The 239-nt window shown below is 48.5% G+C and carries 1 protein-coding gene; it reads left to right on the top strand.

The window, feature by feature from the left end:
• Positions 1-239 (top strand): DUF7507 domain-containing protein (locus ACXAFS_RS15335; RefSeq protein ID WP_475308058.1); only part of this gene is annotated, 239 nt, incomplete at both ends.

The raw sequence follows: 239 nt of genomic DNA, 5'->3' as shown, positions 1-239 counted from the left end.
TCCGGCAGATACCAATGTCGATGACACGAGTGATGATGGAGATGACACGGATGGTAACACAGAAGATGATCCAACAGAAACCACCATCGCAGAAGACCCAAGTATCGAGGCGGTTAAGACGGTAGCGATCACCAATGACGTTGTACCAGTCGGAGCAAGTTTAGGCGACACGGTAGAATATACAATCACGGTAACCAACACCGGAAATGTGACCTTAGATGGAGTAGCGATAGCCGATA

It is taken from the genome of Winogradskyella sp. ABM4_392, assembly GCF_056160445.1.
Note: the sequence above shows the minus strand (reverse complement) of the source record. Positions and strands in the feature narration are given on the sequence as shown.